We start from the raw sequence: 22,926 nt of genomic DNA on the forward strand, positions 1-22,926 counted from the left end.
GTATTTTAGGACGAGACATTCTTTACCGTGTTTTCTTGTCTCTTTTAAGCATGTGAAGTGCGATAAAAATGTTAATAACCGTAGAGACAACACAGCCTTAAATTTGGCGATAAGCCAAGGATTTGACATTACTTAAGCTTATGGTTTGCTTAAAATTATATTCCAATATTAAATTGTGAAATCGCTCGAATTTAATACTAATATTGGGTAGTATGCGCGAGATTTCCCACCACTCGTGAAACTTTGACATGAAACTAACACTAAAGCAGAAGTTGATAGGCGCTAGCCTATCTGCTGTTGTCGTTATGGCTACAGCGTTGACTTGGTTGTCAGCAAACCAATTATTTGAACAGACTCGTAATGGCGTATACCTACGAGCTGAAAGCGTATCTGAAGCAGCATCTGAAGGTATTAAAAACTGGATTGATATCCGTACTGATATCGCATCAGCATTTAATGACTTTTCACGAGAGGGTGATGTTGTTCCTTTCCTTAGACAAGCTCGTGTAGCGGGTGGCTTTGACGATATCTTTTTAGGTACTCCAGAAGGTGGAATGTACCGTTCACATCCTGAACGTAATCGTGCAGATTACGATCCTCGTCAACGTCCTTGGTACCAAGAAGCAAACGCTGCAGGTAAGCAAATCATTACTACGGCTTACCAAGATGCAATCACCAAAGCACTTCTAGTAACGATCGCAGAACCTGTTCGCCACAATGGCCAACTTGTTGGTGTTGTTGGTGCAGACGTACTGATCGACCAGTTGGTTAACGATGTAATCAGCCTTGATGTTGGTGACAACGCTTACGCAATGCTAATTGATGCCTCTGACGGCACATTCCTAGCACACCCAGATTCAGCACTAAGCTTGAAGCCGGTAAGCCAACTTTCAAACGATATCTCTATGCCTATCATCGAAAACGCAGTGCGTACGGGTAGCATCGAGATCATCAAAGAGCGCGGCGCAGACAAGCTGCTTTACTTCACGAAGGTGCCTAACACTAACTGGATCTTCGCGGTTCAGATGGACAAAGCAACAGAAGAAGCGAACCACTCAACGCTACTTACTCAGCTGATCATCACTGCTGTCATTATTACGCTCATCGTAATCGTACTTGTGTCTTGGTTAGTAAGCTTCCTATTCCGCGACCTAAACCGCGTTTCAGCAGCACTTGAAGAAATTGCTTCAGGTGAGGGCGATCTTACTCAACGCCTTGAGCCTAAGAGCGACGACGAAATTGGTCAGCTTGCAGCAAACTTCAACCGTTTTGTGGGCAACATGCACACCATGGTGATCAAGCTAAGCGAAGTATCTGCTGCGCTGGGCAACCAAGCGCGTCAAACGGCTTCTCAAGCTGAAGAACGTAGTGCTCGTATCCAAATGCAACAAGACGAGATCAACATGGTAGCAACAGCCGTTAACGAAATGGCTGCAGCAACACAAGAGATCGCAGGTAACGCAGACCACACTGCACAGAACTCATCTGAAGCGGTTGGCGCGTGTGAGCACGGTACTGGTCAAGTGACACAGACTCAAAGCTCTATCCAAAACCTGGCTCAAGAAGTTCAAATCGCAACCAACGTGATTCTAGAACTTGAAGAGCACGGCAACAGCATCAACGCTATCTTGTCTAACATTCAAGGTATTGCAGAACAAACAAACCTACTTGCACTTAACGCCGCTATTGAAGCAGCACGTGCGGGTGAACAAGGTCGTGGTTTCGCGGTTGTAGCGGATGAAGTTCGAGTTCTGAGCCAACGTACACACGGTTCAACGCAAGAGATTCAGCAAACTATTGAGTTGCTACAAGGTACAACAGGCAAAGCGGTTAGCATCATGAACGATAGCCGTAGTCTTGCTGAAACCAGTGTTGATGATGCGAACTCAGCGGCTGCAAGCTTAACGCAAATCCACGCTGCTGTTGAACGCATTAGCGACATGGCAACACAGATTGCTTCTGCTGCAGAAGAGCAAGCGTCAGTAACGTCTGAGATTACTCGTAACACTGAGGGAATTCGTGACGTATCTAACGAGCTAGCAGACGAAGCACACCAAGCTGCAGAGCAAGCTGCTCAGTTATCTGAACTGTCTCACGAGCTAGAAAGCGAAATCAGCCGCTTCAAGCTGTAAGCGAAGCCAATATAACAAAGCCCCGACCTAGGTTGGGGCTTTGATGTATCTGTACAATCTAGACTAACGAGTTATTTAAACTCAAACTTGCCCTTCATGATTGCCCAGTGGCCCGGGAATGAACATAGGAAAGAGTAATCGCCACCGGCTGTCATTTTCTCTGTGCTGAAAGTGATTGAGGTTGACTCGCCACCACCGATAACACGAGTGAAGGCGTAAACGCGGCTGTCGTCAGGTTTTACGTAGTTATTGTCGATACCTGCCGACATACCATCGATACCTACTGCTTGTAGCGACGCAGTGTCTGTTATAACGACGTTGTGACCCATTGATTGGGCTGGCATAGAACCAGTATGGTTTAGCGTCAGCTTCACTTCTTTACAGCTCGCTGGAACGCTTAATGTGTCAGTTGAAAATTTCATTTGATCACTAGCATCAATCGATACTTCACATTCCGAGCTCGCTTGAGCGGTAAAGCTAGCACCTACAAGCGCTATCGTTGTTGCGATTAATCGTAAAGACATACACTGTTCTCCATTATTTTAGGGGGAGGTTATTCCATGAGGTTGATTGATACGTATTATCCTAGAAAGATGATCATAGTAATGTGCTACGACTTGAATTGTGTGCAACTCGTTGCTTTGTAAATGGTAAGTTTTTGTAGGAAAGGGCAAAACTAATCAGCGCATGAACAACCGTTTAGGGGGGAATGGTTGCTCGAGACTAGAATCGCAGACAACAAAAAGCCCGAGCATAAACTCGGGCCTTGAATAGTTTTCTTTATAGCTTAAGGGGAAGCTAGATTGCCTGACGAAGTTGGAAATAACGTCCTTCTTCGTTTAACAGCTTCTCGTGAGAGCCGTTTTCAACAATCTCGCCTTGTTCAATCAGAACGATAGAATCCATCGACTCTAGACCAATCAAACGGTGAGTGATGAAGATAACCGTCTTGCCTTCGAAGTGCTTCTCGAACAGCGTCATGATGCTTTGCTCTGTTTGCTTATCTAAGCCTTCTGTTGGCTCATCAAGAAGCAGGATAGGGGCATCATGAAGAATCGCACGTGCAATACCAATACGGCGCTTCTCACCACCAGACAGTTGACGACCACCGTCACCCAACCAGCTATCAAGCGCGTTATTCTCCAGCAGTTTTTCTAGGCCAACATCTTTAAGGATATTCGCTAAGTGATCATCGGTTGCTTTTGGTCTTGCAATTAACAAGTTGTCACGCAAAGTACCATTTAGAATGTCGACACGTTGGCTTACTACACTGATTGATTCACGAAGCTGTGATTCATTCCACTGAGTCAGTTCAATGCCCGCGATTGAGATGTAACCCTTCTTAGGATCCCAGTAGCGAGTCAAAAGCTGAATCAGTGTTGATTTACCAGAACCCGTTTGACCCACAATCGCAACCTTGTTCGTTGCAGGGATCGTTAGGTCGACAGCGTTCAGAACACTGCGCTCAGAGTCAGGGTAGTTGAACGTCACGTTTGAGAACGTAATATCCAGTGGCTTGTTGATGTCGAGCTTCTCTTCAGCAAACTGAACTTCAGGTTCTGACAGAATCACTTCATTCAAGCGACGAGCTGAAGACAAAGTTTGACCTAAATGCTGGAATGCACCTGCAATTGGCATTAATAGCTCGAAGCTTGCCATGGTTGCGAATGCCATTAGCGCGATGAACGGGTCTGGTGCATTACCACCCACGCCGTCAGCCGCAAGCCAAAGCATAAGAACCAGCGTCAAACCGTTGAACAGCATTAGCGCTGCTGAAGCCATACCGGTTAGGTTAGCGTTCACAAACTGATTCGCCATCAGCTTGCGTTGCGTTTCTAGAATCGCATTACGGTAACGCTCCTCAGCACCGAACAGAGTTAGCTCGCTGTAGCCTTCAATCCAATCAAGCGTCGTTACACGAAGATCCGCTTTGTTCTGTGTTAGCTCACCACCATTACGTTTACCAAGCTTGTAGAACAAGATTGGCCAAACCAACAGCATGATAAGAAGGATAGAACCTAGGATTAAACCTAGTGAGCTATCGAACCACATCAAGAACAGAGTCAGGAAGAAAATCCCGAACACACCCACCGTCACAGGGCTTACTAAGCGCAAGTACACGTGATCCATGGCGTCGACATCGGCAACCAAACGGTTGAGAAGATCAGCATCTCGAAGGTTTGAAATACGACCTGGGATCAGCGGAGCCAGCTTCTTGAAGAAGAAGATACGAAGATCAGTTAACAGTTTGAATGTCGCATTGTGGCTAACAACACGTTCACCCCAACGACCTGCAGTTCGGCTCATTGCCAAACCACGCACACCACCACCCGGTAGCATGTAGTTGAAGGTTTCACGCGCAATCGTAAGGCCAGCAACCGCAGAAGCTGAAATAAACCAGCCTGATAGCGTTAACAAGCCGATAGAAGCCGATAGAGTAGCAAAAGCCAATAGCATCCCTAGCGATAGGCCAAACCAATGCTTTTTATAGAGTTTCAGGTAAGGCAGTAAATCACGCATCTAAATTACCCTTATTATCTTGTTGAGCTAAGTTCGCGTTCAGCATCTCTTCAAACAAACCACCCGCAGTCGAAAGCTGAGAGTAATGACCTTGTTCAACCAGACCACCATCGCGCATAACCAGAATGTTATCGACCGATTGAAGCGGGGCAAGTTGATGCGTCACAAGTAGGGCAGTGCGGCTTTCGATATTGCTATTGATGCCTTTCATTACCAACTGTTCGCTACGAGTATCTAAGCTGGCAGTGGGTTCATCGAGCAACCAGAACTGACCGTCTTGAATCATTGCGCGAGCCAGAGCTAAACGCTGAGACTGACCCACAGACAGACCGCCAGAGCGATCAGAGATCATATAATCCAAGCCGTGCTCATTTACGAATTCGTTAGCAAAAGACTGCTCAAGTGCATTCGCGACAACTTGGTCAGTGATATCGTGCTTACCAAGGGTGACGTTGTCACGAATTGTGCCATGCAGTAGCAACGGGTTTTGACCAACCCAGCTAATGGTTTTACGCCAAGAGGCTAAGTCGAGGTCAAGCAGTTCAATGCCATTGATTTTCAAGCTTCCTTCATAAGGCATGAAACCAAGAATAGCGTTGATCAAACTCGTTTTACCCGCACCACTTGGGCCAACTAACGCAGTCGACTGTCGAGTGTTAAGTGCGAACGAAATAGGACCAACCAATTGAACACCTTCAGGGCTTAACACTTTGAGATCTTGAGCTTCAATATTGATGCCTTGAGCCGGGTCGAGCTGAGTGTCGCCTGATTTAACCTTAGTGATGTCTGTTTCTAGGAACTCGACAATACTTTCGGCTGCGCCAACCGCTTGTTGCTTCGCATGGTAAAAAGTACCTAAGTCACGCAGAGGTTGGTAAAACTCTGGCGCCAAGATAAGGATAAACAAACCTGCGAATAGCGTAATGCCAGCGCCGTAGTGGCCGAAGTTAAGCTCTCCAATGTAGGTGAAACCAAAGTAAACCGCTGTCATTGCGATAGAGATCGACGTGAAGAACTCAAGTACCGCAGAAGACAAGAAAGCGATTTTCAACACATCCATGGTGCGCGTTCTGAACACTTCAGATGCACCTTTAAGTACTTCGGTTTCAGCGTTAGTGCGATCAAATAGACGAATGGTTGTCATTGACTGCAAACGGTCGTAAAAGTGACCAGAAAGACGTTGCAGTGCTTTGAAGTTTTTACGGTTTGCATCGGCCGCTTTCATACCTACAAGTGCCATGAACATCGGCACCAGTGGAGCAGTAATCAAGAAGATCAGTCCTGCTGCCCAGTTAACTGGGAACACCACAACTAAAATAATGAATGGAATCATTACCGATAAAGACATCTGAGGTAAGTAACGAGAGAAGAAGTCTTGCATGTCTTCTACTTGTTCTAGCAACAGGGTTGCCCACGTACCCGCAGGTTTGCCTTTGATATAAGCAGGGCCAAGTTCACGTAACTTATCAAGGATGAGTTGCCTGATGTAGACACGGATCTGTTCGCCACAGCGATAACCTGCGATTTCACGTCCCCATGTACAGCCAGCACGGCCAACGACCGATAATGCCAAGCCTGCGAAATGACCAACCAGTTCAGATTTATCGACATTTTCGATGATCAGCTGGTGAAGAATAGAGGCGAGAAGAGCTGCTTGAGCAATTAAGAACACGCTTGAAAGTACGCCAAGGCTAATCGCAATCATAAGCCAGCGTTTCGCTAACTTACTCTGTTGCTTAAGCCACTTGTTCAAGCTGCGTTGTTTTTTCTTATCCATTATGAAGGCTTAATGATAATTATTATTTGTTGAGGGCGGGTAGTATACAAAAGAAAGCCCAGTGGATATACCGCTGGGCTCTAGGGATTTACAACAAATTGTGATGACGCCCTGCATCTACTGAGGCGAGAGCTCCGATAATCAAATCTGCAATCTCAGATTTACTTATCGTTAAGGCCATCTAGGAAGCGTTCAGCATCCAATGCAGCCATACAACCTGTGCCTGCAGAAGTAATTGCTTGGCGGTAGTTGTGGTCCATTACATCACCTGCAGCGAATACGCCTGGGATGCTGGTTTGTGTCGCGTTACCTTCAAGACCTGACTGAACGATGATGTAGTCATCTTTCATATCCACTTGGCCCTTGAAGATTTCAGTGTTCGGCTGGTGACCGATAGCGATGAACGCGCCCATTACTTCGATGTCTTCTGTCTTGTCAGACTGAGTATCTTTAATACGAACGCCCGTTACGCCCATGTCGTCGCCTAGAACTTCGTCTAGCGTGCGGTCAGTGTGAAGAACAATGTTGCCGTTCTCTACTTTGTCCATTAAACGCTTCACTAGGATCTTTTCAGCTCGGAACGTGTCACGGCGGTGAACTAGGTGAACTTCAGACGCGATGTTAGACAGGTAAAGTGCTTCTTCAACAGCCGTGTTACCACCACCAACAACTGCTACTTTCTGGTTGCGATAGAAGAAACCATCACACGTTGCACAAGCAGAAACGCCACGGCCTTTGAATGCTTCTTCAGAATCTAAACCTAGGTACTTAGCTGATGCACCTGTTGAGATGATCAACGCATCACATGTGTACTCGCCAGAATCGCCTTTAAGACGGAAAGGGCGGTTTGATAGATCTACTTCGTTAATGTGGTCGAACAGGATCTCTGTTTCAAAGCGCTCTGCGTGCTCTTTCATGCGATCCATTAAAGCTGGACCCGTTAAACCTTCAGGATCACCCGGCCAGTTTTCCACTTCTGTTGTGGTTGTAAGCTGACCACCTTGCTGCATACCAGTAACCAGAACTGGGTTTAGGTTTGCACGAGCAGCGTAAACTGCAGCTGTATAGCCAGCAGGGCCAGAACCAAGAATCAATAAATTACAGTGCTTTACGTCGCTCATGAGGACTCCGAAATTGAAATTGTTTTTATTTATAATCGCTTAGGATTGTATGGAAAATATGGAGGCAATAAAAGGTTAAACAAGGGCTGAAGTGTAATTAATCGTTATACGTTAGAACTTAATGGAGACAAACGTTTCCGTGGCTGGAAGATCGGTGAAAGCACCTAAAGGCTTTGCGGGAAGGGGTTGTGGCGTGTTTAGTAAGCTAAACGAGAAATTAATAATTGTAATTTTTATGCTAGCAAGCCAACGAAATGAGTTGGGGTGAGGAAAATCCTATTCAGCTTGAGTTAGAGATTAAGACTTCCACACATTTACTTGGTCTCGCTAGGGCAATAGCAAAAATCAAGTAACAAAAAAGCTCCGTGAAGGAGCCTTTCTAATTTTATTTGGTCTTTTTCGGCGCTGATGGTATTCCATCTTTCACGAATCTAACTCCCGAAGGTGGCTTCGGTGGAGGAGGTGGAGAAGCGGGTTTTTTTTCAGTCATTCCTTTACTTTCCTTTAGGGGATTGTGGCGGATTCTTTGCAGAAAACGGCTTTTCTACATTACTTTTTACACTCCTAATACCTGACGGTTTTGGGGGCGGAGATGGTTTCTGTGTTTGTGGCGTTGAGTCGCTCGACATAATTATAGGCTCCAGTGAGATTTTTCTCTTCGATTAAAATAGGTTTTGTAGGGTGTGTTAGATCCAGCTTGAAATACACAAAAATGATAAAAGCTATAACGAATGGAACGAATGAAATAACCATCCATTTCGTTGATTCGAAAGACTTCTGTGAGCGAGCATCATTTAACAATGCATTATGGTGCGTAGAATTTATCAGGTTTTCTTTAATGAATTTATTAAGTTCAAGTTCAGCTGGATTATCACCGTCATGATACTTCTCATAGTAGGTATGCATTTCCTGATAGTAATCATCAAAAACCTTTGGGGTTTCTATGTATTGATATACGTTCCCATAAAAGCTAAAAACTGAATACCTGAGGCTCATACCAAGAAGAAAAAGGTAAATAGCAACAAAAAAATAATAAGAGTATGAAACGAGAAGATCACCACTATCATCGACTACTTGAACCATGTATGAGGTTAAGTTTAACCAAGCAAACGCAAAGACAATTAATGCTTGTAGTTTAAGGTCTATTTTTTGTTTCATGTCCAATTCGTGATAGTACTGCTTCTCATAAAAAACAAATTTATTATCATTATACATATGCAAGTAAAGCCTTAGATAGACTCCGAGTAGAGCCTGTTTTTCTCTTCGAATTACCTATCCAAATTATGAAAAATAGGTCGCCAAATTGCTAATGATCGGAGTTCCTACAGTAACAATGCCAGAAGTAACATTGAGCCATTTTACTAAAGCTGATTGGGATATTTTGTCGATTACAGTTTGGCTATCTTTAGTGCTGTCATCGCGAACGATTTTAGCAACTTCAAGAAGCAACTCTTGAGGTGTGTCTTTTGGTAATCCAAGCTTTGATAAGTCCGACTCAGAAATGTAAAAATCGAAACCAATTTTTATATCCTCAAAATCACAATTATCTACATCAACCATCATTTTTTCGGGTGCTCTAACGGCAGTATCAACTCGTTTAAAATTGCTATTTTTTATGTTTAGCGGCATTTCTATTTCCTCGTTAGCATTACTTTTTACGTTAATTCCCATATTACAATTCGTGACAGCAAGATGATCGATATCAATAGAGGAAGCAGAGTCCATATCTACTGCTGTACCACAGTTTGTTATTTGGCAATCTTTGATACTAATAGTACTGCTTCTTGAAACTATGCCTTTTGATTGCGTTCTTCTTAATAGTGACTCAACAAAGTGGATAACTTCGACCTTGTTTAAATAGTGGGTCAAGACATCACATAGACAACCGGGAGGCGGGCGTCTCTTGGTTACTTCGTAGAGAGTTAAATAGCAACGAACAGCGTAACAAATAGGTGTAACTTTCATCGTATTCCTTTCTAAATTCACACCTAAACAGTATGATGTTTAGGTGATCTATTAGCAACAGGTGGCATAAAGGATTTTATCGATTTAGCTCACAATATAAGTTGATATGTCACATATAGTGAGGTTAACTCGTCACTGATAGTTCTGTCGAATTTACCCCCTTGATACAAAACGAAGGCTCACAACGAACAGCATTAGAAGAATGGACAACTTTTAGTAGGGGAAAAGCCTATGAACAGGGTGTGAATGAGTATAAGCACTAAGTGAAAGTGGGGCATAAACGTGTTAGTGAAGAGTCTCTAACATTTGTGAATACCTACTAATGTTCTTGGCTGTCAAAAAACACTAACTAAACTCTCTTCTCAATATTCCACTTCAAACACTTTCTAGGCTAAAAGAGCAATCAACTCGCTCCCTAAAAAGAAGTAAACCATTTGGGGCGGCCGAGTTCCCCCCGAACTCGACCTGTTCCAGACGCGCAAGCAAAGGCGTTTGGTTTCTGGCGTACTCATAAATTAACCAATTTCAGTTTGTTGTGTAAATAATCAATAGTTTGGCAATTGATAGGTAGGTCGTATTTCGCGGTGCAAAAGCATAGAAATGAATGATGGCGAGTGTGATGCCTGAACTCAGGCAAGGAGGCTGGCGTATTAAAGGGAAAGGGCTGACACAATATGAAACATAGCTTGCTAGTTTATAATATCGTTAAATTTAAATTTGCAGGGATTTATAACTAGCTAGTGGAGTGTGCTAGTTTTAAGAGTTGGTCATCTTTTATTCTGGTGTTATACACTGCTTTTTATTTCTAGGTTGGATTTAGTGTCTGAATTATTAAATCTGACGGGATAAATGATTGTTTAATGTTGATTTGGCAAGATCTTCAAGTATCCTTTATGTAAACAAAACGTTAAATATCGAAAGTTAATTAACAATCATTAAGGAGTCGATGATGTTACATGCTCACGAAAATACCCTACATATTACCCACCTCAGTAACCACGCGGTTAAGGAGTTGTCACCTTCATTCTCTAAGCTACCAAGCACAGAGCATGCGGATGGCCAGTTCCGATTGAGAAGGTACTCAGTGGTTGAATTCAGTAATGGACAAGTCGTTGAGCTAGACAAACATAACTTTGTTCAGTCTGAAGACATTAATCACTTTCAAGGTGACGTTGTTCGTCAATTCGAGCCGATTGAAGCACAAATTCTAAGCAGCGAAGGCATGCAAGAGATGTGTGAATTGTTTATTGAAACCAACGGGCTTGAAGACGGACAAGAAATCGAAATCCATCAAATCCGCATTGCCGCTATTTTTGAAGAAACTCAAGTTGCACCAGAAGGTGTTCACCAGGACGGTTTTGACCACATCGCGATCATTGGTGTTACTCGCCACAACATTGTGGGTGGTGAAGTGATGCTTTATCAAGATAGCCACGAAGCACCGTTCTTCAGAAAAGTGTTAGGCGATGGTGAAGTGGCAATTCTTGCTGATAGTAAGCTTTGGCACAATGCACAACCGATTCGTACCATAGACCACGGCGAGATGGGCTACATGGATGTGTTTGTTCTAACGGCTAAGGATGCGCGCAATGTCCTTCACTCTTAATGATGTGCGCCAGCAGTTTAGCGCGCTAGGCCAATACCATAACGGTAAGCCGGTGACCTTTTTTGATGGGCCGGGTGGCTCTCAGGTACCTGAGAATGTTTTAGCTTCAATGACCGAATACCTAGGGCATTTTAATTCAAACCTAGGCGGCCACTATTTTTCTAGCCAAAAGACCACAAGCTTAATGCAGCAAGCGCGAGAAGCGGCGCAAGCACTGCTTAATGCGGAGTCTTCTGGCAATGTTGTGTTCGGTGCGAACATGACATCTCTGACCTTCCAACTTAGCCGAGCGATCAGCCGCGATTGGAAAGAGGGCGATGAAGTTATCGTCACGGCGTTAGATCATTACTCAAATGTATCGAGCTGGCAGCAAGCGGCAGACGACAAAGGCGCGATTGTTCGCCAAGTTCGTGTAGACGAGTCGGATTGCAGTTTGGATATGGCGCATTTTGAATCGCTGCTTAACGAGAAAACCAAGCTTGTCGCAGTCACGTTTGCTTCGAACACGACAGGCTCGATTGTTGATATGGCGAAAGTGATCGAACTTGCACATCAGCATGGTGCGCAGGTTTATGTCGATGCCGTGCATTACGCACCGCATCATTTGATTGATGTTCAGCAACTGAATTGTGATTTCTTAGCGTGTTCAGCGTATAAGTTCTTCGGCCCGCATGTGGGCATTGCTTATGTTGCGCCTCAATGGCTACACACGTTAAAGCCTTACAAGGTTGAGCCTGCAACCAATATTGGCCCAGGCCGTTTTGAAACAGGTACGCAAAGCTTTGAAGGCCTTGCAGGTGTGATTTCGGCGGTAGATTACTTGGCGCAATTCGGTGAGCCAACCGACTCATTGCGTTCTCGTTTAGAGCAAAGCTACGCGCTTTATAATAAGCATGAAAGCCAGCTCAGTGAGTACTTCCTTAAACGCTTGTCTGATCTTGAAGGGGCAAAGCTTTACGGGAAAACAGAGTTTGATTCGAACCTAAGAACGCCAACCTTTGCGGTTACTTTTGAAAACCATTCTCCAGAGTTCATCGCCAAGAAGCTGGGTGAACATAATATCTGTGTGTGGAACGGACATTTCTACGCATTAGGTTTGGTGAAACAGTTGGGTATTGAAGAGCAGGGCGTGGTGCGTATTGGTTGTATGCATTACAACTCGATTGAAGAGATCGACTTGTTGTTCAATGTGCTTGAAGGGATCTTGCGAAGCCATTAGTAGAAGTAATTAGCAAGAAGTCACGAGCACTTAATAGCGACAGAATTAGAAAAGAGCATACTTCTCTCATGAATAGTGAGTAGGAAATATGCTCTTTTTCGTTTCAGCGCGCTTATTTAGTTATCGCCTGTGACCTAATCAATACAGCGATTCGACTAAGAAAGCTGCTCAACAATTGCTACACCCACTGCGTGTGCGCTAGTTGGGTTCTGGCCTGTAATTACTCGCTCATCAACAATCACAAGCTCTTGCCAAGGTTGAACCTTGTTGAAACGCGCTGCGCTGCGAGCAAGAGACTCTTCCAGTAGGAACGGAATGTCGTTGATGGTGCCAAAGTCGATCTCTTCTTCACGTGTAAAGCCAGTCACCGATTTAGAGCTTAGTAGCTTCTCGCCGTTGCTTAAAACAATCGGAAGCAGCGCCGCAGGGCCGTGACATACTGACGCAATCACACCACCATCTTCGTAATGCTTAGCCGCAATAGCAGCGAATTGCTCGTTGGTTGCTAGGTCTGAAAGCAAACCGAAACCACCTGGGTAGAAGATAGCATCGTAGCTTTCTGCATTAATTTGGTTTACAGGAATCGTATTGTTGATGCGGTTTTGGAAGTCATCATCAGCCAAGATCTCCGCGTTTACTGAATCCCCTTCAATATCGGTTCCATACAACGGGCCTTTACCACCCTTGATAGAAGCGATGTCGTACTCAAAACCCGCAGCAATGATCTCTTTGAGAGCATGAGTCAGTTCAGGCGCATAAGTACCATTCGCTTGATCTGTATCGCCTAGTGTTGCGTGGTTAGTCACTGGAATTAGTATTTTTTTCATGGTTCGTCCCTTTGAGCTGCTGTTTTTTTATTTAGGTGCTGACGCTTTTCGTTAAGCACTGAAGCTTTTCGTTAGGCGCTAGGTATCGCGTTGTTACTTAGCTATCGCCGTCTTGTTGTTTCTAATACTAGTTATAAACCAATTAGGTGATAATATGCTAAACAGGCAAAACATTGTTGCTATATAGCAAAGATAAAATACGAGTAGATTAAGTATGGATAGCTTTGAAGGGATTAACGAATTTGTTGCAGTTGCTGAGTGCCACGGCTTTTCAGCGGCCGCCAAACAGTTAGGTTGCAGTACCAGCCATGTGAGTCGGCAGGTTTCAAGGTTGGAAGAGAGAGTGGGAGTGGCTCTGCTTGCGCGTTCAACACGGATGGTTAGCCTGACTGAATCTGGCCACACTTATTACCAACAGTGCAAAGACTTGGTGATTGGGCTGCAACAGGCCAATGAACAAGTCACGTCTCAACAAACTCAGTTGAGTGGTACTTTACGTGTTAGTGCGGCGGGCGCATTTGCAGAGAACCATGTTGCCGCGGCGCTGATGGAATTTGCTAAAGATCATCCCGATCTGACTATCGAAATGAACTTCAACACCAAGATGGTGAACTTCATCGAAGATGGTATCGACTTCGCCATTCGTTATGGTCGATTAGACGATTCAGGGCTGGTGGCAAGAAAGCTGGTTGATCGCCCGATGGCAGCGGCAGCAAGCAAAGATTACATTGCTGAGTTTGGTGCTCCAGCGAATCCAGAACAACTCAAGCTGCACAGCTGTATTATCGCCAACAGTGACCAGTGGTTGTTCGAGAACGATGGAAATCCGCTAACCGCAGTCAGAGTTCATGGCCGTTGGAAAAGCAACAATTCAAGCGCTGTACTGAAAGCTTGCGAAGAGGGGCTTGGCATCGTTTATCTTCCTAAAAGCAGTTTCAATGGCAGTCTTAGCAATGGAAAACTCGTCCCTGTGTTAGAAGAGTATTGGGGAGCGGGCACAAGCAGTTGGATTGTTTATCAGAACCGTCGTTTTCTTCCACAGAGAGCACGGTTAGCTATCGACTTCTTAGTCTCATATTTCTCTGATTGGAATGAATAGTTCGTAGGTTTAAAGAATAGTGCGCAGGTTTAAAAGAATAGCGAACAGGATTTGAAGTGGTTGGGAGCGGATTCTTTCATCAGTTCAAGGCCAAAAGTAGAAAAAGATAATGGTTACATTGGTATAGGTTATCTATTTCTGTTTTTTGACGCGAATAATGGGATTGAGATGCTTGTCTACTTTTACTAACTCGTGTTAGCAATTGAGTTGTAGAGAAGGCCGCAACAGTACGATATACTAGATGGAATATTAATGTCCCTAGCGCGTGATAGATTGTGTGGAAGCGTTGGCAGGATGTGTTGTTATGCTCCAGTTTATGAAGTGTAGCTAGAGTGCGGAGTTGGCAATGTCTTCAATAAATTTCGAATCCACGTACGGTGTAATAACTATTCAAGATATGAATGTAGTGAGTGTTGACGCTAACTATGCTCGCATCTATGGATACCAATCGCCCGAAGAACTACTTTCTAATATCGATAGCTTTCTAGATCTAATCTCAGAAGATTATCATGTTCTCGCCTATCAAAATTACCTTGAAACGGTCAGTGGTCAACGCGACCCTCAGGTTCACACCTATACCAATGTTGATCGCAATGGCAGAGAGTTCACCGTGTTTTCTATCGACCATGTGACGGAGTGGCAGGGAAGACCTGCACTGCAAGTCACAGTGATCGATCTTTCCCCTGCGATTCAGCTGCAAAATGCGGTGCGTGAGCAAGATAAGATGTATCACGACATGATCATGCAATCTGGGCAGGGCATCTTGGTTCACCGAGATTTCAAGCCGCTGATGGTTAATCAATCTTGGGTCAACATGCAAGGCGCGGCTACCATCGAGCAAGTATTAGAGCTGGACTCTATCCTTGAACTGGTACCAAAACAGAATGCCGATGGCATCAGCAAGCACTATCACGCGATCGTATCAGGGGAGTTGTCAGGTACTAGTACCGTGGTTGAAAACATTGGCTTTGACGGCGTTCATCGGTTCTTCAATATTTACGACAATGCGATTACTTGGAAAGGTCAGCCAGCCGTTCAGGTTGTGCTCGAAGATGTGACTCAAAAGGTGATGCTGGAAAAGCAGTTGGTACACCAAGCGAATTACGATGAAATGACGGATTTGCTTAACCGTAGGGCGATTTATGAGTGGCTGAGAGAGCACCTTGTCTCTGAGACTCACTTAGTGTGTATGCTGCTTGATATCGATGACTTCAAATCGATCAATGATACCTACGGGCACATGGTGGGTGACGAGGTCATTTGTGCTTTGGCTGATATTACTAAGCGTAATGTTGAGGCTGTGGGCGGTGTCGCAGGTCGATGGGGCGGTGAAGAGTTCATTGTATTTATCCCTAATGCGTCGCCTCAGATTTCGCGTCAAGTGTCTGATCAGATCCGAGAGCAGTTTAATCAAACCGAATTTAAGATTGATGAACAGTTACGATTTAATTCGAGTGTCAGTATCGGAATCAGTGATAGCCAAGCCTGTGAAGACGGTGTCACGATTGATGCACTCGTGAATTTAACCGATCAATCTCTCTATCGCGCGAAAGCCAACGGCAAGAATTGTGTAGACGGAGATGTGGTTGCGCTCTAACGCCTAAAATCGTCATCGAAAGCGAATAGGATCGACAACGAAAAATGCCTTCAAGTCATCACTTGAGGGCATTTTATTTTTTGGCTATTCACTAAGCGCTTCTAACTATAAGAAACGTTTAAGTTCTACAAGTTATGCAGACACTTCCACTTCGTAAGAGCCAAATTTACGGATGTTAATCACGCCCGTATCTAAGATTAGGTATTGGCCTTTAATACCTTGCAGCACACCAGATACTTCAGGGTTCTTGTCAAAGTTGTGCGACACAATCTTCACTGGGTGCTGTTCAACTGGGTAGCTCAATGAAGTGATGTTTTCGCTCAGAATCTCGATAGCATCATCACCAAACTTCGCTCTGATCTCTTGGATTTTATCCTCAACCAACGGCAACAGTTCTTTGGCTTTTTCTACCAATTCCATATCGTCGCCGTCGCCTTTAAGCAGCGTGCGCCAGTTGGTTTTGTCAGCAATGTGCTTTGCTAACTCAACTTCGATCAGGCCAGAAATCTGACGTGTTTTTACCTTCAAGATAGGCAAACCTTGAGTCGCGCCTTGGTCAATCCAACGGGTAGGGATTTGAGTGTGACGAGTGATACCCACTTTAAGGCTTGATGTGTTCGATAGGTAAACGAAGTGATCAACCATGCAGTTCGCTTCGCCCCATTCAGGCTCACGACAAGTACCTTCATCGTAGTGGCAAGTTTCTGGCTTCATGATGCACATGTCGCAGCTTGCTAGCTTTCTCATGCACACAAAGCAGTGGCCTTGAGAGTAGCTTTTCTTGGTTTTCTTGCCACACGAGCAGCAAAAAATATTACCGGTGTGAGTGAGGTTGATGGTTTTACCAATCAGAGGGTTTAGCTCTACAAACTCTTCACCGACAGGTAAACGGTAGGTAACCGCACCATCGAGCGAAGCACTCATTTTCTTGAGTGTTCCTTTTGCTAATAAAGACATGACATTACTCGTTGTATTTTGATTATTATTTCGTCGACTCGGACGCTCTGTAAGCAGGCGCTACGGTTAACGATGATTATGCGATGAGTATAACAAATAGAGTCCGTTTTAATACGCAATATTACTTGATTATTGCGATGGATAATTGATGAGTAAACGCTCGCTCAAAATTATGGTATGACATTTTGTTCAGGCGTGATATAACGTTTTTTAGTAAATTATTGGCATTAAGATCACTAATTTACCTAACTTATTTTTTATCGTGAAATCCCAACTATAGGGACCTTAAGCCGGAAGCTTAGACGTGAAGTGGATCCATAAAATAGTCATCTTTTTAGTTATCACGACACTGGCGATTGTCCAGTATTACCGTGTGAGCGGAAATCGTGTGATAACGGCAATTACGCCGGATAAATATGAGTTTATCGCGACCAGCGATCAAGTGGATAGAGGCGTCAGTACGTCCCAATTATCTTATCAAAATGGTCAGTATATTCTCGACTGTGAGCTTAAAAAGTCTGAGTATCCGTGGCCTTATTGCGGCCTATCGATTCGTATCAATCCAGACATTACCGAAGGCCTTGATCTCTCCCAGTATCACACCTTTAGAGTGAATATTGATTACCATGCGGAAGCGGACTCTCGTGGCCGTTTGAGAACTTACCTACGCAACTACAATCCTGCTTATTCTGTTCCCGATGACGAGTACACACATAAGTACAACGGGATGGAGTTTTCTCCAGGAGTCGATGGTGGTGTGATTGAAATCCCGATCAAAAATCTGCAAGTGATGACATGGTGGCTGGCTGACAACGACATTGCGTTAGAGCATTCGGCCCCTGAATTTTCGAATGTGAATATGGTTGAGTTTGCTACTGCGTCTGGAGCGAAACTCGGTCACCACAGAATCGTCATCCGCAGTATTGAATTCGAAGGTTCGTATATCACCGCAGAAAGCTTGTTCATGATCCTACTGTTTGTGTGGGTGGGGACGGGCACCGTATTCTTGCTGTCAGAGTTAAACCGTTCAAGAAAACGCATGGTGATCGCAGAGAAAAGACATCACCACTTAAAGAACGTCAATCGCGCACTGAGAGAACAGAATTTTGAATTTTCAGAGATGGCCCATCGTGATGAGTTAACCGGAATACTAAACCGCCACGCGATTCGTGATTGGTTGAAAATGCAGTCACAACATGTGAAGCAAGGACATGGCAAGCTGGGTATGTTGTATCTCGATATCGACTACTTCAAGAGTGTAAATGACAAGTACGGACATCAAATGGGTGACCATATTTTACGCGAGTTCAGCATGGTGGTGGGCAGTTCGATCAGCGCTACCGACAAGTTGGTGAGATGGGGTGGTGAAGAGTTCATTGTTTTTTGCCCTGAGACCGAAGCCGGAGAGGCGCAGATAAAAGCTGAACGCATTCGATTATTGGTTAGCCAGCACCTTTGGGTTCATGGCGATCCGCTGACATGCAGTATCGGTGTTGCCGAGATGAAGCAAGAGCGAGTGACAGAGACCATTGCTCGCGCTGATGAAGCTTTATATCAAGCAAAGCATTCAGGTCGAAACCAGGTGATCTTGAGTCACTAATCTGAAAATTGTTTTGATGAGTTTATAAGCCACACGTGCATATGTGACGTGTGGCGTTTTTATGGTTCTTCTCCCAAAAGCCAAAAACAAAAAAGGTGGCGCGGGGCCACCAAAAGGGAAAAGCGTTTCTTGTTTTTATGCGCCCGTTCTGTTGACTGATAGTTTCAAACTGAGCGGGCATTTTTGTACTGGTTGAACTGGGGGAAGTTCAACCAGTTTAGGGGTGCATTCCTGTAAGCATGCGCTTATAGGACGTTAGTGCTTACCAGAAGATCCAAGCGAACAGAGTCAGAACTAGGATACAAACTAGGTTCAACACCATACCGATTCGCATCATCTCTTTCTGCTTGATGTGACCCGAGCCAAACACGATTGCGTTTGGTGGTGTTGCAACAGGAAGCATGAAGGCACAAGACGCAGCAACAGCGATCAGTGCAGACAAAATAACTGGCGACATACCAAGTGCTTCAGCGATGGTTGCGAATACTGGCACCAGAAGTGCTGCACTCGCTGTGTTACTCGCAAATTCCGTTAGGAATACCACGAACGCTACCACGGCTAGAATCGTAAGCAGTACGCCAGCTGTTTCTAAAAATCCGCTTAGTGAGTGTGCTAAGAATACGCTGGTTCCTGTCGCTTTTAGAATGTTACTTAAGCAGATACCACCACCGAATAGGATAAGAACACCCCAGTCCGTTGTCTTCTCAACGTCTTTCCATTCCACCGCTCTAGAAGCGCCAAGCAGTACAATTGCGCCAATCGCTACTAAGCTATCAAATTTAGAGAATCCGCCAATCATTGCGTTGATTGGTTTACCGAATATCCAAAGCGTTACGGTTAGAAGGAAGATAGACAGTGTGATTTTCTTGCTGTTTGTCCACTCAACGGGAGCGTGGTCTAGCTCGAATTTGTGGTCAAGCTTTGGCTTAGTCATCACGTAAAGAATAATCATCGCGATTGGCAGTAAGATCATTGAGATAGGTAGGCCAAGTGCCATCCACTCAGTAAAGCTCAAGCCAACTTCTGCAGCGGCGATTGCGTTCGGTGGGCTACCCACTAAGGTTGCGATACCACCAATCGATGCACAGTAAGCGATACCCAGCAGTACGAACACGTACGTGTTGCGGTCTTCACTTTGGTCAACTTTGTTCATGATGCCAAGAACAAGGGGAAGCATCATTGCAGTCGTTGCTGTGTTCGAAATCCACATCGACAAGCCTGCACTCACACCGAATAGCATGAACACCGCCACCGACATTCTGCCTTTTGCAATCAGCAGAACTTTGTCGGCAATCGCCTTATCGAGCTCTTGCTTGTTGAGCGCAGCAGCAAGGGCAAAACCACCCATGAATAGGAAGATGATTGGGTTCGAGAAGTTCGCTAATGCAGCGGGCGTATTGAACACACCAAACAAGACAGCCAAGAGTGGAACGAGCAGAGCGGTGATGCTGACATGAATAGCTTCGGTTAACCATAGAACCGCAACGAACACGAGAATACTCAAACCAGTATTGACTTGTGATTCGAAAGGAAGGGTGTTGAGCAAGAGTGCGAATAGCGTGAAATTACCAATTAATATCATGCTGTTGCGGGTGAACAACCAGTGTTTCAGTGTAGTAACAAGTGCCGTCATAAGACGCTCCTTTTGTTATCCTCGTTTTATTGGTGCACGACTTCATTGAGTCGTGCTTATTATTTTCGAGGTATATAGCTTGATGTAGGGTCAGACTTTGTTGGGAGAATGTTACTTAAGTTAATAAAGGCGTGTTGGTGTGTTTTTGTGTAACAGTGGGGAAATGTGAGGCAACAAATTCAAAATGTGTAGTTTTCTACACATCTGTCTCTGCTGGGTCTGCAATAGGGTTTGTTGTAGGATCTACAACAGGGTTTACAGAGGGGTCAGTCATAGGGTTTGGAATCGGAAATGATTCCGGTTTTGGACTCGATTGAATGGGCTCTTTAGGTCCAAGGAACTTTGGCGTTGTCCCCATAATATACAAATCTAAGAAGGCTTTGGTACGCGCAAAAACTTCACGCAAACGGATAGAGGTGCCTGAATGATTAGTAGGGCCTGAAACCGCTAAACATTGTGCATGAATATCGTAAGAATTAGCGATAAATAGTGCTCTTTCACAGTGGAATTTCTGAGTAATGATCAGGAAGTTGTCGGTGTCGAAGATCTTTTTAGCGCGAACAATCGAGTCTAAGGTTCTAAAGCCTGCGTAATCGAGGTTAATGCGTTCATCGGGTACACCCGCTTTCAGTAAGTCGCGTTTCATCGTCCACGGCTCATTGTAAGAGCGATGAGCGTTATCGCCGCTCAGTAGAAATTGGTCCACTTTTTCACGATCGAACAGCTCAATCGCGGCTTCGATTCGGTGCTTATAATAGTCGTTGAGTGTTCGACCCAAATATTTGCTCGTGCCAAGCACAACGGCGACCTCAAGCTCGGGCACTTCATCTATATCGTAGATGATGCGATCTTCCGCTTGCCATGAAACCCAATAATCGATCGCAATAACCGCAGCGCTGCCTACTAAGAACACGAGGAAAGCGCCAAACAGAAAACCTTGCAGTTTTTTGTAAGCTTTTTTTATGTAGCTACGGATAATGTGAGAATCAAATTTCACTCTCGGTATGGTCCTTTCACTGAGCATTAATTTTTGAGTGCTCGATAATACCAAATAAAAATGAGAAAAATCAGTTAAAAAGACAAGACAGTTTAAAGAAAAAAGCCCCTGCAAATGCAGAGGCTCATATAAGAGTCGTTAACGCTCTTTATTCCAAGCGCAGTACGCTTTATTAGAATGCCGTGCGCTTGTAGCGACGGTAAACTGGCTGCCAGAAGTGCTGGTCAATCGCTTGTTGCAGTGCTTCTTCAGTGATCTCTAGAGCAACGCCCTGTTCAATCGCCTTTTTACCTACCGCAAGAGCAATTTTCTTAGATACCGTGTGGATCTCTTCCAATGGTGGAAGTAGAGCACCTGTGCCATTGATTGCTAGTGGAGAACACGTAGCAAGTGCACGGCTTGATTCCATTAGCATTTCGTCAGTGATGCGTGAAGCATTCACAGCCAATACACCAAGGCCAATACCTGGGAAGATGTAGCTGTTGTTACACTGAGCGATTGGGTAAGTTGTGCCGTTGTGAACGACTGGCTCAAATGGGCTACCTGTCGCAACAAGTGCTTGGCCATCAGTCCAACGAATAATGTCGTTTGGCGTCGCTTCAACACGGCTTGTTGGGTTCGACAGTGGGAACACGATAGGGCGTTCACTGTGTAGGTTCATCTCTTTGATGACTTCTTTGCTGAATAGACCTGGAGCACCAGACACACCAACCAATACGGTTGGTTTCGCGTGGCGAACTACGTCTAGTAGAGAGAAACCAGTGCCATCGCTTTCCCAGTCTTTGGTGTTTTCGTTGGTTTGAACCAGACGCTGTTGGAAATCAAGCAGGTTTTGCATGCCTTCTTGTAGCAGACCCCAACGGTCAACCATGTAAACTTGAGAGCGAGCTTGTGCATCGCTGATACCTTCAGACACCATTTGGGCAATGATAGCTTCAGCAATACCACAACCTGCAGAACCCGCACCTAAGAAAGTGATGCGTTGATCTGAAAGTTTGCTGTTTGCTGCTTTACATGCTGCAAGTAGAGAACCAACCGTTACGGCTGCTGTGCCTTGGATATCATCGTTGAAACAACAGATGCGATCTTTGTAGCGCTCAAGCAGTGGCATTGCGTTCTTTTGTGCGAAATCTTCGAACTGAACTAATGCATCAGGCCAACGGCGTTGAACCGCTTGGATGAACTCTTCAACGAATGCATCGTAGTCAGCACCCGTAATACGAGGATGACGCCAGCCCATGTACATTGGGTCAGCAAGACGTTGAGGGTTGTTAGTACCCACATCGAGCACGATTGGTAGCATGTAAGCTGGGCTGATACCGCCACAAGCTGTATAAAGTGCTAGCTTACCAATTGGAATACCCATACCACCGATGCCTTGGTCTCCCAAACCAAGAATACGCTCACCATCCGTAACCACGATAACTTTAACGTTGTGGTTTGTCGCATTATTCAGTAGGTCATCGATACGATCGCGGTTCGGGTATGAGATAAACAGACCACGGCCACGACGGTAAATATTTGAGAAGTTCTCACATGCTGCGCCAACTGTTGGCGTATAAATGATAGGCATCATTTCAGAGATGTGGTTTTGAACTAAACGATAAAAAAGCGTTTCATTAGTGTCTTGGATGTTACGAAGGTAGATATGCTTATCCATATCACTTTCGAAGTTACAATATTGTTTGTATGCACGTCCTACTTGCTCTTGGATTGTTTCGGTTGTTTCCGGTAACAAACCTTCAAGGTTGAAAGAACTGCGCTCTTCAGCAGAGAATGCGCTGCCTTTGTTTAGAAGAGGTGTACTTAGTAGAGCAGGACCAGCATAAGGGATATATAGAGGGCGTTTATCGTTGTTCATTGGATGCCTAATATG

Annotated in this window: 17 protein-coding genes and 1 pseudogene; 7 read left to right on the forward strand and 11 right to left on the reverse strand. The window is 44.8% G+C overall.

Annotated features, from left to right (window positions below; all coding sequences use genetic code 11):
• The first annotated feature begins 248 nt into the window (after nucleotides 1-248).
• Complete coding sequence (locus AB4507_RS18710; RefSeq protein ID WP_372183078.1) at nucleotides 249-2,132, forward strand: methyl-accepting chemotaxis protein; 1,884 nt, start codon at nucleotides 249-251, stop codon at nucleotides 2,130-2,132.
• Between the two features lie 71 nt (nucleotides 2,133-2,203).
• On the opposite strand, the gene azu is transcribed toward AB4507_RS18710, so the two are convergent.
• From azu to trxB, 4 genes are all read right to left on the reverse strand, one after another.
• On the reverse strand, nucleotides 2,204-2,656 hold the full coding sequence (gene azu / locus AB4507_RS18715; protein WP_017063577.1) for an azurin: 453 nt from the start codon (nucleotides 2,654-2,656) through the stop codon (nucleotides 2,204-2,206).
• A 274-nt stretch (nucleotides 2,657-2,930) separates the two neighbouring features.
• Nucleotides 2,931-4,652, reverse strand: coding sequence for a heme ABC transporter ATP-binding protein/permease CydC (gene cydC / locus AB4507_RS18720; protein ID WP_372170512.1), 1,722 nt, complete (start codon nucleotides 4,650-4,652; stop codon nucleotides 2,931-2,933).
• A complete protein-coding gene (gene cydD / locus AB4507_RS18725; RefSeq protein ID WP_372183079.1) occupies nucleotides 4,645-6,429 on the reverse strand; it encodes a heme ABC transporter permease/ATP-binding protein CydD in 1,785 nt (594 codons plus the stop codon). The genes cydC and cydD overlap by 8 nt, the downstream gene beginning before the upstream one ends.
• A gap of 161 nt (nucleotides 6,430-6,590) precedes the next feature.
• Nucleotides 6,591-7,550, reverse strand: a complete 960-nt coding sequence (gene trxB, locus AB4507_RS18730) for a thioredoxin-disulfide reductase (RefSeq protein WP_012603688.1) — start codon at nucleotides 7,548-7,550, stop codon at nucleotides 6,591-6,593.
• A 278-nt stretch (nucleotides 7,551-7,828) separates the two neighbouring features.
• Here trxB and AB4507_RS18735 point away from each other — a divergent pair.
• A pseudogene (locus AB4507_RS18735) lies at nucleotides 7,829-7,903 on the forward strand (regulator); the annotation flags it as partial.
• Between the two features lie 211 nt (nucleotides 7,904-8,114).
• Here the strand turns inward: AB4507_RS18735 and AB4507_RS18740 are convergent.
• Together AB4507_RS18740 and AB4507_RS18745 are read right to left on the reverse strand one after the other, a co-directional pair.
• Nucleotides 8,115-8,708 carry a hypothetical protein gene (locus tag AB4507_RS18740; RefSeq protein WP_372125607.1) on the reverse strand — a complete coding sequence of 198 codons (594 nt, stop codon included), beginning with the start codon at nucleotides 8,706-8,708 and terminating at the stop codon, nucleotides 8,115-8,117.
• 123 nt (nucleotides 8,709-8,831) lie between these two features.
• A complete protein-coding gene (locus AB4507_RS18745; protein WP_372149500.1) occupies nucleotides 8,832-9,515 on the reverse strand; it encodes a hypothetical protein in 684 nt (227 codons plus the stop codon).
• A 949-nt stretch (nucleotides 9,516-10,464) separates the two neighbouring features.
• Between AB4507_RS18745 and AB4507_RS18750 the strand changes: the two genes are divergently transcribed.
• Both AB4507_RS18750 and AB4507_RS18755 read left to right on the forward strand, forming a co-directional pair.
• Nucleotides 10,465-11,121, forward strand: coding sequence for a 2OG-Fe dioxygenase family protein (locus tag AB4507_RS18750; RefSeq protein WP_372183080.1), 657 nt, complete (start codon nucleotides 10,465-10,467; stop codon nucleotides 11,119-11,121).
• Nucleotides 11,105-12,340: a cysteine desulfurase-like protein gene (locus AB4507_RS18755; RefSeq protein ID WP_372129907.1), complete on the forward strand. Its 1,236-nt coding sequence runs from the start codon at nucleotides 11,105-11,107 to the stop codon at nucleotides 12,338-12,340. Before AB4507_RS18750 ends, AB4507_RS18755 begins: the two co-directional genes overlap by 17 nt.
• A 155-nt stretch (nucleotides 12,341-12,495) precedes the next feature.
• On the opposite strand, the gene AB4507_RS18760 is transcribed toward AB4507_RS18755, so the two are convergent.
• Nucleotides 12,496-13,167: a type 1 glutamine amidotransferase domain-containing protein gene (locus AB4507_RS18760; protein WP_102398220.1), complete on the reverse strand. Its 672-nt coding sequence runs from the start codon at nucleotides 13,165-13,167 to the stop codon at nucleotides 12,496-12,498.
• A gap of 214 nt (nucleotides 13,168-13,381) precedes the next feature.
• On the opposite strand from AB4507_RS18760, the gene AB4507_RS18765 reads away from it, so the two are divergent.
• Nucleotides 13,382-14,266: a LysR family transcriptional regulator gene (locus tag AB4507_RS18765; RefSeq protein ID WP_136982288.1), complete on the forward strand. Its 885-nt coding sequence runs from the start codon at nucleotides 13,382-13,384 to the stop codon at nucleotides 14,264-14,266.
• A gap of 346 nt (nucleotides 14,267-14,612) precedes the next feature.
• Complete coding sequence (locus AB4507_RS18770; RefSeq protein ID WP_136982287.1) at nucleotides 14,613-15,863, forward strand: sensor domain-containing diguanylate cyclase; 1,251 nt, start codon at nucleotides 14,613-14,615, stop codon at nucleotides 15,861-15,863.
• Between the two features lie 132 nt (nucleotides 15,864-15,995).
• Here the strand turns inward: AB4507_RS18770 and AB4507_RS18775 are convergent, their stop codons facing one another.
• Nucleotides 15,996-16,820: a DUF2797 domain-containing protein gene (locus AB4507_RS18775; RefSeq protein WP_017070245.1), complete on the reverse strand. Its 825-nt coding sequence runs from the start codon at nucleotides 16,818-16,820 to the stop codon at nucleotides 15,996-15,998.
• A 304-nt stretch (nucleotides 16,821-17,124) separates the two neighbouring features.
• Between AB4507_RS18775 and AB4507_RS18780 the strand changes: the two genes are divergently transcribed.
• A complete protein-coding gene (locus tag AB4507_RS18780) occupies nucleotides 17,125-18,420 on the forward strand; it encodes a GGDEF domain-containing protein (protein ID WP_372183081.1) in 1,296 nt (431 codons plus the stop codon).
• A gap of 262 nt (nucleotides 18,421-18,682) precedes the next feature.
• On the opposite strand, the gene AB4507_RS18785 is transcribed toward AB4507_RS18780, so the two are convergent.
• From AB4507_RS18785 to AB4507_RS18795, 3 genes are all read right to left on the reverse strand, one after another.
• The gene (locus tag AB4507_RS18785) at nucleotides 18,683-20,053 is read right to left on the reverse strand and encodes a DASS family sodium-coupled anion symporter (protein WP_017059762.1); all 1,371 of its coding nucleotides are present in this window, start codon (nucleotides 20,051-20,053) and stop codon (nucleotides 18,683-18,685) included.
• 196 nt (nucleotides 20,054-20,249) lie between these two features.
• A complete protein-coding gene (locus tag AB4507_RS18790) occupies nucleotides 20,250-21,050 on the reverse strand; it encodes a vancomycin high temperature exclusion protein (protein ID WP_372133997.1) in 801 nt (266 codons plus the stop codon).
• A gap of 172 nt (nucleotides 21,051-21,222) precedes the next feature.
• Nucleotides 21,223-22,911, reverse strand: a complete 1,689-nt coding sequence (locus AB4507_RS18795; protein WP_017059764.1) for an NAD-dependent malic enzyme — start codon at nucleotides 22,909-22,911, stop codon at nucleotides 21,223-21,225.
• Between the last annotated feature and the right edge of the window lie 15 nt (nucleotides 22,912-22,926).

This window comes from Vibrio sp. 10N.222.54.A3 (assembly GCF_041474095.1).
Taxonomy (GTDB): Bacteria; Pseudomonadota; Gammaproteobacteria; order Enterobacterales; family Vibrionaceae; genus Vibrio; species Vibrio crassostreae_C.

Coding starts and splice junctions, on each gene's coding strand:
- AB4507_RS18710 (WP_372183078.1), top strand. CDS start 249: ATGAAACTAACACTAAAGCAGAAGTTGATAGGCGCTAGCCTATCTGCT.
- azu (WP_017063577.1), bottom strand. CDS start 2,656: ATGTCTTTACGATTAATCGCAACAACGATAGCGCTTGTAGGTGCTAGC.
- cydC (WP_372170512.1), bottom strand. CDS start 4,652: ATGCGTGATTTACTGCCTTACCTGAAACTCTATAAAAAGCATTGGTTT.
- cydD (WP_372183079.1), bottom strand. CDS start 6,429: ATGGATAAGAAAAAACAACGCAGCTTGAACAAGTGGCTTAAGCAACAG.
- trxB (WP_012603688.1), bottom strand. CDS start 7,550: ATGAGCGACGTAAAGCACTGTAATTTATTGATTCTTGGTTCTGGCCCT.
- AB4507_RS18740 (WP_372125607.1), bottom strand. CDS start 8,708: ATGAAACAAAAAATAGACCTTAAACTACAAGCATTAATTGTCTTTGCG.
- AB4507_RS18745 (WP_372149500.1), bottom strand. CDS start 9,515: ATGAAAGTTACACCTATTTGTTACGCTGTTCGTTGCTATTTAACTCTC.
- AB4507_RS18750 (WP_372183080.1), top strand. CDS start 10,465: ATGTTACATGCTCACGAAAATACCCTACATATTACCCACCTCAGTAAC.
- AB4507_RS18755 (WP_372129907.1), top strand. CDS start 11,105: ATGTCCTTCACTCTTAATGATGTGCGCCAGCAGTTTAGCGCGCTAGGC.
- AB4507_RS18760 (WP_102398220.1), bottom strand. CDS start 13,167: ATGAAAAAAATACTAATTCCAGTGACTAACCACGCAACACTAGGCGAT.
- AB4507_RS18765 (WP_136982288.1), top strand. CDS start 13,382: ATGGATAGCTTTGAAGGGATTAACGAATTTGTTGCAGTTGCTGAGTGC.
- AB4507_RS18770 (WP_136982287.1), top strand. CDS start 14,613: ATGTCTTCAATAAATTTCGAATCCACGTACGGTGTAATAACTATTCAA.
- AB4507_RS18775 (WP_017070245.1), bottom strand. CDS start 16,820: ATGTCTTTATTAGCAAAAGGAACACTCAAGAAAATGAGTGCTTCGCTC.
- AB4507_RS18785 (WP_017059762.1), bottom strand. CDS start 20,053: ATGACGGCACTTGTTACTACACTGAAACACTGGTTGTTCACCCGCAAC.
- AB4507_RS18795 (WP_017059764.1), bottom strand. CDS start 22,911: ATGAACAACGATAAACGCCCTCTATATATCCCTTATGCTGGTCCTGCT.